A 15,380-nucleotide genomic window follows, 5' to 3' on the forward strand; every position below is an offset into this window, starting at 1 on the left:
GAGCAAGCTCCCTCGCCACAAAGGCAGTGCCCACATTGGTTCGGTAGCGTTGATCGCCCTAGCAATCAGCCTGGCCGGTTGCGCCGGCCTGCCCGACCAGCGCCTGGCCAACGAAGCCCTCAAGCGCGGCGACACCGTCACCGCGCAGCAGAATTACCAGCAACTGGCAGACCTGGGCTACAGCGAGGCCCAGGTGGGCCTGGCCGATATCCAGGTCGGCACCCGTGACCCGGCGCAAATCAAACAGGCCGAAGCCACCTACCGTGCGGCGGCAGATACGTCGCCGCGTGCCCAGGCACGCCTGGGTCGCCTGTTGGCGGCCAAGCCCGGCGCCACTGAGGCCGAACACCATGAAGCCGAAAGCCTACTGAAAAAAGCCTTTGCCAATGGTGAAGGCAATACCTTGATCCCGCTGGCAATGCTGTACCTGCAATACCCCCACAGCTTTCCCAACGTGAATGCCCAACAGCAGATCAGCCAATGGCAGGCGGCGGGTTACCCGGAGGCCGGCCTGGCCCAGGTGCTGCTGTATCGCACCCAGGATACCTACGATCAGCACCTGGATGATGTGGAGCGCATCTGCAAAGCCGCGCTGAACACCACCGATATCTGCTACGTCGAACTGGCCACGGTCTATCAGAAAAAACAGCAGCCGGAACAACAGGCCGAACTGCTCAAGCAAATGGAAGCAGGCGTAAGCCGTGGCACCGTGACTGCGCAGCGCGTCGACAGCGTGGCCCGCGTACTCGGCGATGCCACCCTCGGTACCCCGGACGAAAAAACTGCCCAGGCATTGCTGGAAAAAATCGCCCCTGGCTACCCGGCGTCCTGGGTCAGCCTGGCGCAACTGCTCTACGACTTCCCCGAACTGGGCGATGTCGACCAGATGATGAAGTACCTCGACAACGGCCGTGCCGCCGACCAGCCACGCGCCGAATTGCTGCTGGGCAAGCTCTACTACGAAGGCAAGTGGGTGCCGGCCGATGCCAAGGCTGCCGAGGCGCATTTCGAGAAAGCCGTGGGCCGTGAAGTGGCCGCCGATTACTACCTCGGCCAGATTTACCGCCGTGGCTACCTGGGCAAGGTCTACCCGCAAAAAGCCCTCGACCACCTGCTGACCGCAGCGCGCAACGGCCAGAACAGCGCCGACTTCGCCATTGCCCAACTGTTTTCCCAAGGCAAGGGCACCAAGCCCGACCCGTTGAACGCCTATGTCTTCAGCCAACTGGCCAAGGCCCAGGACACGCCAGAGGCCAATGACCTGGCCACCCAGCTCGAAGCGCCGCTGACGCCTGAGCAACGCGCCGAAGGCCAACGCCTGGTGCAACAGGAACTGGCCGCCCGCGGCACCCTGGCCCAAAGCACGCTGCAACTGCACGCCCTGCAAGAAGAAGACGGCGAGGAATCCCTATGAAGCTCAACCCATTCGTCAAGGCCGGTATCGGCCTGACCTTCGCCCTGCTGTGGTCGTGCCCGACCCTGGCCGCGCTCACCGAAGCCAAGAACTTCGGCCTGGAAGTCAAAGCCACCGCGCAGTCTGAAGATGACCGCGACCTCGGCACCCAGAAAGGCGGTGACGTCAACGGCATCGGCCTCGACCTGCGCCCCTGGATCTACGGCGAAAGCGGCGCATGGAGTGCCTACGCCATGGGCCAGGCAGTGGTTTCCAGCGATATCATCGAGACCGACACCCTGCAACAGTCGGCCGATGACACCACCGAGCAGCAGTCGAGCAACGACGACCGCAAGGCCAAGAAAAACTACCTGGCCCTGCGTGAGTTCTGGGTCGGCTACAGCGGCTTCACGCCCTACCCCGGCGAGATCCTCAAGTTCGGCCGCCAGCGCCTGCGCAATGACGACGGCCAATGGCGCGACACCAACATCGAAGCGTTGAACTGGACCTTCGACACCACCTTGCTCAAGGCCAATGTCGGCGCTGCCGAACGTTTCAGCGAATACCGCACCGACCTCAAGGAACTGTCGCCGGTCGACAAGGACCGCCAGCACTTCTACGCCGACGCTGCCTACCAGTGGACGCCGGGCCAGTGGATCGGCGTGCGCGGCCACCACACCCATGACGACGGCAAGCTCGACTACGCCGAACCGGGTGTCGCCAACGACCCGTTGGACAAGCGCGAAAACGGCGACCTGACCTGGCTGGGCATCGAAGCCAACAGCGACGCCTACAACTGGCGCAACACCAACACCGTCAACTACTGGGCAAGCATCACCGGCATGCGCGGCGACCGCGACAAGGTCAACGCCTTGAACGCCGACGGCACACGCCCCACCAGCGCCAAGCGCAGCGATGACCTGAGCGGCTGGGCCACCGATATCGGCGTGCGCCTGCGCCTGGATCCGCAGTGGCAAGTGGGTGCCGCGTACTCGCGCGCCAGTGCCGAGTACGAACAGAACGGCCTGCAAAGCAACCGTTCGAACTGGACCGGCACCCAGTCCCGCGTGCATCGCTTCGGTGAAGCGTTTCGCGGCGAGATGAACAACATGCAGTCCATGAGCCTGTTCGGTTCCTGGCAACTGCGCGAGGACTACGACGCCAGCCTGGTGTACCACAAGTTCTGGCGCGTGGACGGCAACAAGCCGGTGGGCAGCAACGGCATCGACGCGGTGCAGAACAACACCGATGACGTCACCGGCGCGATCCTCTCCAGCACCTCCCTGCCCCTTGAAGACGGCAAGAAAGACCTCGGCCAAGAAATGGACCTGGTGGTCACCAAGTACTTCAAGAAAGGCTTGCTGCCAGCCGCGCTGAGCCAGTCGATCGACGAGCCTTCAGCCCTGGTGCGTTTGCGTGCCGGTGTGTTCAAGCCCGGCGATGCCTATGGCAGCCAGGTCGACTCCTACATGCACCGCGCGTTTGTCGACGTGGTCTGGAAATTCTGATGGGAGCCTGCGCCATGAATGCTCAAAGCCTACTCGTCGCGGCGATGCTGATGGCCAGCGCCACAGCGTTTGCCGATACGGCGGCCAAGGCGCCGATCATCGCCAAGGAACTGCAACAGGCCAAAACCTACACCATCTCCAGCCCGCCCACCGCGCCGCTGGAAATGGCCAAGCCGGCGCTGCCCGACCTGTCGGGCTACACCGCGCAGGCGATGGAAAAGAAAATCGTCAAGGCCAAAGCCGGCAAAATCAGCATCCGCCGCATGATGCAGGAAGACGCACTCAAGGACTTTATCGGCGGCGATAACAAGATGGCCGAATGGGTAGTGCGCCAACACGGCATTCCCCAGGCGATCTTTGTCGACGACGGCTACATGAACCTCAAGGACCTGCTGGGCAAGGTGCCCAAGCAGTACTTCAGCGAAACGTCGCCGGGCGTGTTCCTGGCCAAGTTGCCGATCGTGGTGGGCCGTAAAGGCATCCTCGATATCGACAAAAACACCCAGGAACTGCGCCTGTCCCAGCAAGCCGGCTCATTTTTGATCAATGACGGCCAGCTGTTCGTGCGTGACACCAAGGTCACCGGCTGGGATGAAAAAACCAACGGCCCGGCGCTGTTCAAGTCGGCCAAGGAATTCCGCCCGTTCCTGCTGGCCTGGGGCGGCACCGAGACCTATATCTCCAAGACCAAGATGGCCAGCTTCGGCTACGCCAACAGTAAGTCGTACGGGGTGAGTATTTCCCAGTACACGCCGAACATGGCCAAGGTGCTCAAGCGCCCCGAGCCGACCGGCTGGATCATTGACTCCGAGTTCTCGGACATGTGGTACGGCTTCTACTGCTACGAGACCACAGGCTTTGTGATCAAGGGCAATACCTACAAAGACAACATCGTCTACGGCATCGACCCCCATGACCGTTCCCACGGCCTGATCATCGCGGACAACACCGTGTACGGCACCAAAAAGAAACACGGCATCATCATTTCCCGGGAAGTGAACGACAGCTTCATCTTCAACAACCGCAGCTACGACAACAAGCTTTCGGGCCTGGTGATCGACCGTAACAGCGTGAATAACCTGATCGCCGACAACGAGATCTACCGCAACCACACCGACGGCATCACCCTCTATGAGAGCGGTGACAACCTGCTGTGGGGCAACAAGGTGATCAGCAACCGTCGCCACGGGATCCGCGTGCGTAACAGCGTGAACATCAAGCTCTACGAAAACACCTCGATGGCCAACGGGCTGACCGGCGTGTACGGCCACATCAAGGATTTGACCGACACCGACCGCGACATCGCCCTCGACCCGTTCGATGCCAAGGTGTCGCTGATCGTGGTCGGCGGTGAACTGGCGGGTAACGGCAGCGGGCCGCTGTCCATCGACTCGCCGTTGAGTATCGAGTTGTATCGCGTGTCGATGCTGGCGCCGACCAAATCCAGCGGCATCAGCTTCTCCGGCATCCTGGGTGACCGCCAGGAAGAAATTCTCGACCTGCTGGTGCGCCAGCAGAAAGCCGTGCTGATCGACCCCGTCGAACGCCAGACCGAATTGCAGGACTGAGGATGACCCTTATGCACCCACACATGATCAAATTGCTGAGCCTCTCGGGTCTGACCCTCGGCCTGCTGGCGGCCAGCCAGGGCGTACGCGCCGAAGAAGTCAAAGCCCCGACCTTCACCGCCGAACCGTGCTGCAGCCTGTGCCCGGCCGCCCATGACGCGAAGAACTACACCACGCGCTACCAGCAGAACTTCACCACCCTGGTGCAAGCTCAGGGCGACTGGCTGTTCCGTACCCAGGAAGACCTGCGCACCGAATTCGACACCACCCCGGCCGGCTACAAGCGCATGCAGCAGTTGCACGATGCGTTCAAGAGCAAGGGCGTGGAACTGGTGGTGGTCTACCAGCCAACCCGTGGCCTGGTGAACCGCAACAAGCTCAACCCGGCGGAGAAAGCTTCGTTCGACTTCGACAAAGCCCTGGGCAACTACAAGACCATGCTCGGCCGCTTCGCCAAGATGGGTTACGTGGTGCCAGACCTGTCGCCGCTGACCAACGAGCAACTGCCGGATGAGTTGCCAGCCCACGACTTCTACTTCCGTGGCGACCAGCACTGGACCCCGTACGGCGCCCAGCGCACCGCAAAAATCGTCGCGGCCAAGGTCAAGCAAATGCCGGAGTACGCCGAGATTCCCAAGCGTGAATTCGAGACCAAGCGCTCGGGCCGCATGGGCAAGACCGGCACCCTGCATAACATGGCCGGGCAACTGTGCGGCACCAGCTACGCGATCCAGTACATGGACCAGTTCACCACCGAGCCCAAGGGCGAAGCCGGTGACGGCGACCTGTTCGGCGATTCGGGCAACCCGCAGATCACCCTGGTGGGCACCAGCCACAGCGGCAAGAACTACAACTTCGCCGGCTTCCTGGAAGAAGAAATCGGCGCTGACATCCTCAACGTCGCCTTTCCCGGCGGTGGCCTGGAAGGCTCGATGCTGCAGTACCTGGGCAGCGATGAATTCCAGAAGAGCCCACCGAAGATCCTGATCTGGGAATTCTCGCCGCTGTACCGCCTCGACCAGGAAACCATCTACCGCCAGATGATGGCGCTGCTGGACAACGGCTGCGAAGGCAAGACCGCGCAGATGTCGGCCAGCACCACGCTCAAACCGGGCAAAAACGAACTGATGGTCAACAGCGCGAACAAAGACCTGCGCAACGCCAACCATCAGGTCGATATCCGCTTCGCCGATCCGTCGGTGAAAACCTTGCAAGCCACCCTCTGGTACATGAACGGGCGCCACGAGGACATCAAGATCGAGAAACCCGAAACATCCGATACAGACGGGCGTTTCGCCTTTGAACTGCGCACCGATGAAGACTGGGCCTCGCAGAACTTGCTGGCCGTGGAAGTGCAGGGCCCCGAAGCGGGCACTGCGGCGCAGAAGGTTGAAGCGAAAATTTGCACACGCAACGTATTCCCAAGCGGTGGTCAGCAGACCGCCCAACTCGGGAAGTGAGGTTACTTATGCAAAAGTTATTGCTCCCTACCCTGCTGGGCCTGGCCGTGTTTGCCGGCTCCGTGAATGCGGCCGCGCCGTTGCGCCCGCCCCAGGGCTATTTCGCACCGATCGAAGCGTTCAAGACCGGCGACTTCAAGAATGATTGCGACAGCATGCCAACGCCCTACACCGGGCCATTGCAGTTTCGCAGCAAGTACGAAGGCTCCGACAAGGCCCGTTCGACGCTGAATGTGCAGTCGGAAAAAGCCTTTCGCGACAGCACCGCCGACATCACCAAGCTGGAAAAAGACACCAGCAAGCGCGTGATGCAGTTCATGCGCGACGGCCGTCCACAGCAGCTCGAATGCACCCTGAACTGGCTGGTGTCATGGGCCAAGGCCGATGCGTTGATGTCCAAGGACTTCAACCACACCGGCAAGTCCATGCGCAAATGGGCATTGGGCAGCATGGCCTCGGCCTATGTGCGCTTGAAGTTCTCCGAGTCGCAGCCGCTGGCCAAGCACCCGCAGGAAGCCCAGCAAATCGAAGCCTGGTTCAACAAGCTGGCCGACCAGGTGGTGAGCGACTGGGACAACCTGCCCCTGGAAAAAACCAACAACCACTCTTACTGGGCAGCCTGGTCGGTGATGGCAACGTCCATCGCTACCAACCGCCGCGACCTGTTTGATTGGGCGGTGAAGGAATACAAGGTCGGCGTGAACCAGGTCGATGACCAGGGCTTCCTGCCGAACGAATTGAAGCGCCAGCAACGCGCCCTGTCGTACCACAACTACGCCCTGCCGCCGCTGTCGATGATCGCCAGCTTTGCCCTGGTCAACGGCGTGGACCTGCGCCAGGAAAACAACAGCGCGCTCAAACGCCTGGGCGACAAGGTGCTGGCCGGCGTGAAAGACCCGGACATCTTCGAGCAGAAGAACGGCAAAGAGCAGGACATGAAGGACCTCAAGGAAGACATGAAATTTGCCTGGCTTGAGCCCTTCTGCACCCTCTACACCTGCGCCCCGGACGTGATCGAACGCAAGCATGGCATGCAACCGTTCAAGACCTTCCGCCTGGGCGGCGACCTGACCAAGGTCTACGACCCGGCGCATGAAAAAGGCAACAAAGGCAGCTAGTCGCTGATCGTTCCCACGCTCTGCGTGGGAATGCAGCACGGGACGCTCTGCGTCCCAAAGCGTGACGCACAGCGTCACAAGAGGCATTCCCACGTAGAGCGTGGGAACGATCACAACCTCCCCCGAAATCGTGGGGGGGTTTGGGGGGGCTCCGGCCCTTGACTGTTGGTTAAACATGGAGAGATCGGGATGGTTTTCTCGTCCAATGTGTTCCTGTTTCTGTTCTTGCCGATCTTTCTCGGCTTGTACTACTTAAGCGGGCAACGCTATCGCAACCTGCTGCTGCTGATTGCCAGCTACGTGTTCTACGCCTGGTGGCGAGTGGACTTCCTGGCGCTGTTCGCGGCCGTCACGCTGTGGAACTACTGGATCGGCCTCAAGGTCGGTGCCGCCGGTGTGCGCACCAAGCCGGCGCAGCGCTGGCTGTTGCTCGGCGTGGCGGTCGACCTGTGCATCCTCGGCTACTTCAAGTACGCCAACTTCGGCGTCGACAGCATCAATGTGATGATGAAGTCCGCGGGACTGGAGCCGTTCATCCTCACCCACGTGCTGTTGCCGATCGGGATCTCGTTCTACATCTTCGAGTCCATCAGCTACATCATCGACGTGTACCGTGGCGACACTCCGGCGACTCGCAACCTCATCGACTTTGCGGCGTTCGTGGCGATCTTCCCGCACCTGATCGCCGGTCCCGTGCTGCGCTTTCGTGACCTGGCCGACCAGTTCAACAACCGCACCCACACCCTGGATAAATTCTCCGAGGGCTGCACGCGGTTCATGCAGGGTTTCATCAAGAAGGTCTTTATTGCCGACACCCTGGCGGTGGTGGCCGACCATTGCTTCGCCCTGCAAAACCCCACTACAGGCGATGCCTGGCTCGGCGCGCTGGCCTACACCGCGCAGTTGTACTTCGACTTCTCCGGCTACAGCGACATGGCCATTGGCTTGGGCTTGATGATGGGCTTCCGATTCATGGAAAACTTCAAGCAGCCCTACATCAGCCAGTCGATCACCGAGTTCTGGCGGCGCTGGCACATCAGCTTGTCCACCTGGCTGCGTGACTACCTGTACATCACCCTGGGCGGCAACCGCAAAGGCACCCTGACCACTTACCGCAACCTGTTCCTGACCATGCTGCTCGGTGGCCTGTGGCACGGCGCCAACATCACCTACATCGTGTGGGGCGCCTGGCACGGCATGTGGCTGGCAATTGAAAAAGCCATCGGCCTGAACACCGCGCCGCGCAGTTTCAATGTGCTGCGCTGGGCCTTCACCTTCCTGCTGGTGGTAATGGGCTGGGTGATCTTCCGCGCCGAAAACCTGCACGTTGCCGGGCGCATGTACGGTGCGATGTTCAGCTTCAGCGAATGGTCGTTGTCGGAACTCAACCGCGCCAACCTTACCGGCCTGCAAGTGGCAACCCTGGTGGTGGCCTACACAACGCTGGCGTTCTTCGGCCTGCGCGACTTCTACACCAACCGCCCGGCCGACAAGGCCAAGCCAGCCGACCCGAGCCTGATCAAGGCCGTACCCGGCGACAATCCTGGCAGCATCCACGAGCCCGGTTTCAGCGTGGGCCGCGACGCTGCCGTGCAACCGGCCTACTGGACCGCTGACTGGCCACGCTACGCCATGCGCGCTGCGGTGCTGCTGCTGTTCGTGGCGTCGATTCTCAAACTGTCGGCGCAGAGTTTCTCGCCGTTCCTTTACTTCCAATTCTGAGGGAGCCGACCATGACCCGTTCATTACGCGTCCTCTACATAAGCCTGTTCCTGATGCTGCTGCTGGCACTGGGCGCCTGGTCGCTGCGCAGCTTCTTTGGCTTCAGCACCAACGCCGATGCCACGGTGCTTAACGGTCGCTGGACCAAAGCCGTCGAGACCCACTACGACGACGAGTTCCCGATCAAGCGCCTGGGCACCAACCTGTGGGCCGCGCTGGACTACAAGCTGTTCAATGAAGGCCGCCCTGGCGTGGTGCTGGGCCGTGATCACTGGCTGTACAGCGACGAGGAATTCAACCCCGCCGTCAACGAAGACCAGAACCTGCAAGGCAACTACGCGCTGGTCGAAGGCGTACGCCAGAAGCTCAAGGCCCAGGGCATCCAACTGGTGATGGCGATCGTGCCGGCCAAGGTGCGCCTGTATCCGGAACACCTGGGTGAGGTGAAACCGGCGAGCATCCACGCCAACCTGTACCAGGACTTCCACGCTCGCGTGGCGGCAGACAACATCCCGGCGCCAGACCTGCTCGGCCCGCTGCAACAGGCCAAGCTCGCCGGCAAGCAGGTGTTCCTGCGTACCGATACCCACTGGACCCCGGACGGTGCCGAAGTCGCCGCCAAGCAATTGGCCAAGGCGATTGCCGACAAGACCCCACTGAGCGGCGAGCCGCAGCGTTTTGTCACCGAGGCCGAGAAAACCGAACCGCATAAAGGCGACCTGCGTTTGTTCCTGCCCTTGGACCCGCTGTTCGAAAACCTGATGCCACCTAAAGAGCCGCTGGAAAAACGTGTCACCCACCTGGCCGAAGAGAAAGGTGATGACGCGCTGTTCAGCGACAGCGAAACCCCGGTGGCACTGGTCGGCACCAGCTACAGCGCCAACCCCAACTGGAACTTCGTCGGTGCGCTCAAGCAAGCCTTGCACAGCGACGTGGTCAGCTACGCCGAAGACGGCCATGGCCCGATCCTGCCGATGCTCAGCTATCTCAAAAGTGATGACTTCAAGAACAGCCCGCCCCAGGTGCTGATCTGGGAGTTTCCTGAACGCTATCTGCCCGTTAACAACGAAATCGGTGATGCCGACCCAGCCTGGGTTGCGCAGCTTAAACAAGCCGGTTCGCGCCAACAGAACATGGCAATCAACACATCTAAATCCGAGACGCCCGACCGGGCGCAAAACTGAAAGAGAGGTAACTCACAATGACTTTCACTACTACTCCTCGTCGTCTCGCTAAAACCCTGGCTATCGCAGCGGGCTTGAGCTTCGTATCCCTGTCGGCCTTCGCTGCCGGTGATGCCGCCCTGTACGGCCCGACCGCACCAAAAGGCTCCAGCTTTGTACGTATCTACAACGCCAGCAACCAGGAAGTCAGCGCCACCGTCGGCAGCACCAACCTCAGCGACGTTGCGCCACTGGCCAGCAGCGACTTCAGCTTCATGCCGGGCGGCGACTACAGCGCCAAGGTCGGCAGCCAGACCTTGCCGGTCAAACTGGCTGCCGACCACTACTACACCCTGGTCAACAGTGGCAGCGGCCAGCCGCAACTGATCGAAGAACCGCCGTTCAAGAACAAGCAGAAATCCCTGGTGCGCGTGCAGAACCTCAGCGACAAGGCCCTGACCCTGAAAACCGCCGATGGCAAGACCGATGTGGTCAAGTCGGTGGCTGCCAAGGGCCGTGGCGAGCGTGAGATCAACCCGGTGAAAGTGAGCCTGGCGTTGTATGACGGTGACAAGAAAGTCGGCGATGTGAAGCCGGTTGCGTTGGAACGCGGTGAAGCGGCGGTGCTGTATGTCACCGGTTCTGGTTCGAGCCTGTCGCCAGTGTGGGTGAAACGCCCAGTGTCGACCCGCTGACTATTTCCCTGAGTTGACATGCCCCCTTGTGGGAGCTGGCTTGCCTGCGATGGNCCAGCTCCCACACTGACCGGGTTTCAACTCAGGACCGAGACAAAAACAAGAGTGAAACGACAAACCTTCGTAGCTCTGACCCAAACTGATTCAAGGAGAAACACCCATGATCCCAGTAATCCTTTCCGGTGGTAGCGGCTCACGTCTTTGGCCGCTTTCCCGTAAACAGTTCCCCAAGCAGTTCCTGGCCCTGACCGGCGAGCACACCTTGTTCCAGCAAACCCTGGAGCGCCTGGTGTTCGAAGGCATGGACGCCCCCATCGTGGTCTGCAACAAAGATCACCGTTTCATCGTCAACGAGCAACTGAGCGCACGTAAGCTCGACTGCCAGCGCATCCTGATGGAACCCTTCGGCCGCAACACTGCGCCGGCCGTGGCCCTGACCGCGATGATGCTGGTCAACGAAGGCCGTGACGAGCTGATGCTGGTACTGCCCGCCGACCACGTGATCGACGACCAGAAAGCCCTGCAACGCGCACTGGCCCTGGCCACCGTGGCCGCCGAGCGTGGCGAGATGGTGCTGTTCGGCGTGCCGGCCACCCGCCCGGAAACCGGCTACGGCTACATCAAGTCCACCAACGACTCGCTGCTGCCTGAAGGCGTGAGCCGCGTGCAGCAGTTCGTGGAGAAACCCGATGAAAAACGTGCGGTCGAGTTCGTCAAAAGCGGTGGCTACTTCTGGAACAGCGGCATGTTCCTGTTCCGCGCCAGCCGCTTCCTCGAAGAGCTGAAAAAGCACGACCCGGATATCTATGACACCTGCGTGCTGACCCTGGAACGCAGCGAGCAGACCGCCGACACCGTGACCTTTGACGACTCCACGTTCGCGTGCTGCCCGGACAACTCCATCGACTACGCCGTGATGGAAAAAACCCAGCGCGCCTGCGTAGTCCCGCTGGCAGCCGGTTGGAGCGACGTGGGCTGCTGGGCCTCGCTGTGGGCGGTCAATGATAAAGACGCCAACGGTAACGTGAGCAAGGGCGATGTAGTGATCCAGGACAGCCGCAACTGCATGGTGCATGGCAACGGCAAACTGGTATCGGTGATCGGCCTGGACAACATCGTGGTGGTGGAAACCAAGGACGCGATGATGATTGCCCACAAGGACAAGGTCCAGGGCGTCAAGCAGATGGTCAACACCCTCAACGAGCAAGGCCGCAGCGAGACCCAGAACCACTGCGAAGTCTACCGCCCGTGGGGCTCCTACGACTCGGTGGACATGGGCGGCCGCTTCCAGGTCAAGCACATCTCGGTCAAGCCGGGCGCGTGCCTGTCGCTGCAGATGCACCACCACCGCGCCGAACACTGGATCGTGGTCAGCGGCACCGCCGAAGTCACCTGTGACGACAACGTGTTCCTGCTCTGCGAAAACCAGTCCACCTACATCCCGATCGCCTCGGTGCACCGCCTGCGCAACCCGGGCAAGATCCCGTTGGAGATCATCGAAGTGCAATCGGGCAGCTATTTGGGTGAGGACGATATCGAGCGCTTCGAAGATATCTACGGTCGCTCGACACCGGTTGAACGTGGTGTATCGGTGAAAACTATCGCGCAGTAAAACAGTCGTACAAGAAGCCCTCGCCCAGCCCATTGCGTCCCCTATCCGCAGTGGGTTGGGTGGGGGCTTTTCGGTTCAATGACCATCAAAACAGACAGAAAGCTCCTCGCGGGATGTCAGGCCTGTTTTTAACGAACCCAGTTACGCGGTGCAAACGCGTTGTAATTGCCGTCCTCCTTGGGTTCAGCATTTTTATACGTGTTCTTGCCGATTTTCTCCGCCGCTTTACCCCCCCACATCAGCGCCGAACCTGCGACTTTCGAGGAAACGCCACCTGAGCTTGCCATCTTCTTGCCGGCCACCTTCGCCATCCCGCCAACGAACGTCAACGCGGCCCCATAGGCTTTGTCTTTCGAACTGTCGGTGCTATGAAGTACTGAGGATGGCAAAACATGCGAACGAATTGTATCGCCGAGGCCTTGCAGCACAGTTTGCCGCAAGCTCGTAAGCCCCATACTTTGCATACGCGGCCCCGAGCGCGATTCGAGGGGGGCGGCACTCGCTTGCACGTGTCCTGCCTGGCTGGAGGCCTCCGCTGGTGCGGACACGCTGAGAGGGGTGGACAGGCTTACAGCGGCGTCTGAAATATTCATAAAAAACTCACATTGTATAAGTGCAACGTTGGGTTCCGTCGTTGATCAACCAAGCCTCCTTGCGCAAACTGTGTGGCAAGTTATTCAAACCGGTTCCCACATCGTCGGGTGCAATGACCTACGTTGACCCTTGCCCTCATCTTGCCGATCCTTGCGCCTACCACGACGCATTCGTGATGAGGTTTGACGGCCTCAGAGATTCATAGGATCCCTTCTTTTTCAGAAGATCCATGTCAGCTATGAGTGGGTTGGGTGGGGGCTTTTTATTTGGGCTTTGCGGTGCCTGTTCAGTCTTCTTCGGGAGCCCTTTTCACAGCTTGACGGCCCCCATAGATTACGGAAAAACTTTGTGGGCTCATGATGTCGGCAGACAGCACACCACTGATCCATCGCTAGTGGCGGGAACGCTTTTACTGAGTGCAAACACCCTTTATTGATTAAAAAATTATTGCTCTGCTTTAACTACTATAGGGTTGTTGGATCGATTAAAAAAGATTCGTTGTTGAAAGCCATGAGTCTCTCTTATTTCGTTCAATATCTGCTGAACCGGATTGTAGCGAACATCCAGATGGGCAAACCCTACTGAAACCATAAATGTACGGTCATTATTTGCACTCGCCTCAACCCCGACTTTTTCCGCCAGATACGGGTTAATGAATTCATCCCTCCAAACCGACGAGGTGATAGTTCTTAATCGCTCAACGGTACTCTCGGGATAACCTTCCGGCTTTGTAAAGTCTGAAATAACCAATGAAAACTCCTTGGCTAACTCTTCAGCCTGCATAAATAACTGGCTGGTAACTTTCGCTCCAAGCATCTCGACATCATCCAAAACCGCGCCCGACGAGATTACACTCGACTCAGAATGTTCCATCGCGATGATAAAGAGCTCTAGCATCGAAGTCGAGAGTTCTTCTGGTTCCCACCCAATCACCGCGCTTTTATTTTTGTCGATAAATTCAGGAATGAATTTTTCAACCTTAATGGCTGCGTCAGTTGGAGTGGCTTCCACATACAAACTTAGCGCACCGTTTCTGTTTGCAGCCATTACATCAGGTATATCCGAGGCGTAAGCAAATGAGGGACTGGCGTGGCCATCCCCCGAGAATATGATCTTAGGTGTCCCATCGCTAAACGCAGCTCTCAGTTCATTATCACTTAACGCCCGCTCTTGACCATCAACATAGGTAAACCACACGGTGGGTGAAAGCCCAAGGATATCTGTGAACGTCACTGGGTTATTGCGCACCATCTCATAGCGATTAAGCCCATCCACTTCACCTGCAGGGTCGGGATTACTCCATCGCTGTAACCACGGCACGTAGTACCTGAACCCATAGTAGTAGAGCCCCGTCGCATCCCGCTCCTTGCCCGAATAACGCAACGTGCGATAACTCTCTTCGCTCGAATCACCCTTCTGCGTGAAGGCCGTCGTACCAAACGGATGATACGTCTCGCGAGTGATGATCCGCGCTTCACCGTCCAGTTCCAGCGAACAAGAGCCCAGATGATCGCTAAGGGTGTAACGGTATTGATCATTCGCCAGTTGCTGCGGCGCCGCGCCTTCCCAATGCAACACCTGCACCGTGGTGCGGCCGGCCTGGACGGTGACGACGTGCAGTTTCTCGCCATCCCCATCGCGCGTTTCCAGCCCTGGTAGATATCGGGTCTCACTGACCAAGGTGCGGGCGTTGGTTTGCGTCGTGCGCACCTTGCGCTTGCGCATGCCGTCGGCACCGTAGACGTAGCGCTCGGTGTCATTGAGGCGCAACGTGCGCTCCACCATATGCACATGGCTCAGTTGGTTACGTGCATCCCAACTCAGTGTTCGGCACCGGTCCAACATCAACAGGTTGCCGCTGGCATCGAAGGCTTCGGCAATCTCCGCTTCGGTCGGTGGCCTCCCGCCCACCTCGGGCAGGCAGCGATTACTGTGCTTGGCCGCCGTCAACACACGCCCATGTTGCTGTGGGCCGTGGTGGATCAGCTCGAGCAAATTGCCGCCAGCGTCGTAGCGATAGGTTTGACGATAGTTAGCCACGGCAGCCGGATCCTCGAGATGAGCAGGCCCGCGATTAGCGCTGCCGCCCTCCCAGCCGGTGGCTTCGATCAACTGGTAAAGACTGTCGTAGGTATAGCGGTTGATCGGCTCGATGCGTTGGTTGGCAAAGAAGCGCACCGGCAGTGCCTTGTCTTCAAGGCTAAGGATATTGCCCACCGGGTCATAGACGTAGTGCAAATCCTGTAGCGGTTCGTCGCTAGGCCCGGCAGCGCTCAGACGGTTCAATCGCCCGTCTTTCGGGCAGTAATCAAACCGACTGGTGACCTGGTTGCCTGCCGTTTGCTGTTCTATCTGTCCTTGAGCGTTGTAGTGAATGTCATGTACCAGCCGCTGCGCGGCGGTCGCGTTTTTCAGCTGCAGCCAGGCCTCGCGCAATCGGCCGTCGATGGTGTGATTGAAACGCTGCCGATTACCCTGCGCATCGGTTTGCTCCAGCACATTGCCCACCGGGTTGAACTGCAAAGTACTGCGAGCACCGGCTGCTTG

At 59.6% G+C, this 15,380-nt stretch carries 11 protein-coding genes; 9 read left to right on the plus strand and 2 right to left on the minus strand.

Going from position 1 to position 15,380, the window contains the following annotated elements; all coding sequences use genetic code 11:
- Positions 1-34: 34 nt before the first annotated feature.
- From algK to ACTJLA_RS07970, 9 genes are all read left to right on the plus strand, one after another.
- Complete coding sequence (gene algK / locus ACTJLA_RS07930) at positions 35-1,414, plus strand: alginate biosynthesis TPR repeat lipoprotein AlgK (RefSeq protein WP_057976185.1); 1,380 nt, start codon at positions 35-37, stop codon at positions 1,412-1,414.
- On the plus strand, positions 1,411-2,901 hold the full coding sequence (locus ACTJLA_RS07935) for an alginate export family protein (protein WP_034128776.1): 1,491 nt from the start codon (positions 1,411-1,413) through the stop codon (positions 2,899-2,901). The genes algK and ACTJLA_RS07935 overlap by 4 nt, the downstream gene beginning before the upstream one ends.
- A complete protein-coding gene (gene algG, locus ACTJLA_RS07940; RefSeq protein ID WP_034128775.1) occupies positions 2,901-4,469 on the plus strand; it encodes a mannuronan 5-epimerase AlgG in 1,569 nt (522 codons plus the stop codon). Before ACTJLA_RS07935 ends, algG begins: the two co-directional genes overlap by 1 nt.
- 11 nt (positions 4,470-4,480) lie before the next feature.
- On the plus strand, positions 4,481-5,929 hold the full coding sequence (locus ACTJLA_RS07945; RefSeq protein WP_314547807.1) for an alginate O-acetyltransferase: 1,449 nt from the start codon (positions 4,481-4,483) through the stop codon (positions 5,927-5,929).
- Positions 5,930-5,937: 8 nt separating this feature from the next.
- Complete coding sequence (locus tag ACTJLA_RS07950; protein ID WP_054898941.1) at positions 5,938-7,047, plus strand: mannuronate-specific alginate lyase; 1,110 nt, start codon at positions 5,938-5,940, stop codon at positions 7,045-7,047.
- Between the two features lie 189 nt (positions 7,048-7,236).
- Positions 7,237-8,769: an MBOAT family protein gene (locus tag ACTJLA_RS07955; protein ID WP_314547804.1), complete on the plus strand. Its 1,533-nt coding sequence runs from the start codon at positions 7,237-7,239 to the stop codon at positions 8,767-8,769.
- A gap of 11 nt (positions 8,770-8,780) precedes the next feature.
- The gene (locus ACTJLA_RS07960; RefSeq protein ID WP_314547803.1) at positions 8,781-9,953 is read left to right on the plus strand and encodes an alginate O-acetyltransferase; all 1,173 of its coding nucleotides are present in this window, start codon (positions 8,781-8,783) and stop codon (positions 9,951-9,953) included.
- Positions 9,954-9,970: 17 nt separating this feature from the next.
- Entirely contained in the window at positions 9,971-10,627 is a 657-nt protein-coding gene (locus tag ACTJLA_RS07965; protein ID WP_032893493.1) for an alginate O-acetyltransferase AlgF, read from the plus strand.
- Positions 10,628-10,787: 160 nt separating this feature from the next.
- Positions 10,788-12,239: a mannose-1-phosphate guanylyltransferase/mannose-6-phosphate isomerase gene (locus ACTJLA_RS07970; protein ID WP_034128771.1), complete on the plus strand. Its 1,452-nt coding sequence runs from the start codon at positions 10,788-10,790 to the stop codon at positions 12,237-12,239.
- A gap of 128 nt (positions 12,240-12,367) precedes the next feature.
- Here the strand turns inward: ACTJLA_RS07970 and ACTJLA_RS07975 are convergent, their stop codons facing one another.
- Positions 12,368-12,832 carry a hypothetical protein gene (locus ACTJLA_RS07975; RefSeq protein WP_198791256.1) on the minus strand — a complete coding sequence of 155 codons (465 nt, stop codon included), beginning with the start codon at positions 12,830-12,832 and terminating at the stop codon, positions 12,368-12,370.
- Positions 12,833-13,277: 445 nt separating this feature from the next.
- Positions 13,278-15,380 (minus strand): RHS repeat domain-containing protein (locus tag ACTJLA_RS07980; RefSeq protein WP_440840950.1); only part of this gene is annotated, 2,103 nt, incomplete at its 5' end.

This window comes from Pseudomonas sp. 22072, from assembly GCF_052046095.1.
GTDB classification, from domain to species: Bacteria; Pseudomonadota; Gammaproteobacteria; order Pseudomonadales; family Pseudomonadaceae; genus Aquipseudomonas; species Aquipseudomonas paracarnis.